Consider the following 251-nt stretch of genomic DNA (forward strand, 5'->3'; position numbering starts at 1 on the left):
CTACTCACTTGTGTTTGCTACCTAATTTTGAGGTTTCTAGAGGTTAATTTTAAAGTCTCTCAGGGTGACTTTTATTGTATTTGTGGGGTCAATTTATCGAGCTGAATTTATTCGGAAAATCAGTGAATACCGCGTCCACATTTGAGAGAAATTCGAAGCGAGACGGATCGTTTACGGTGTAGCACCAAGTTTGAATATTTGCTTCACTGAGTGTATCAAGATCGCTCTGATTCACATGCTCGTAGTTCATG

General features: G+C 39.4%; 1 pseudogene. It reads right to left on the bottom strand.

The window, feature by feature from the left end:
* Window positions 1–88 precede the first annotated feature (88 nt).
* Window positions 89–251, bottom strand: a pseudogene (locus AB4486_RS28435) (glycerophosphoryl diester phosphodiesterase); the annotation flags it as partial.

The organism is Vibrio sp. 10N.222.55.C6, assembly GCF_041473395.1.
In the GTDB taxonomy this organism is placed as follows: Bacteria; Pseudomonadota; Gammaproteobacteria; order Enterobacterales; family Vibrionaceae; genus Vibrio; species Vibrio crassostreae_C.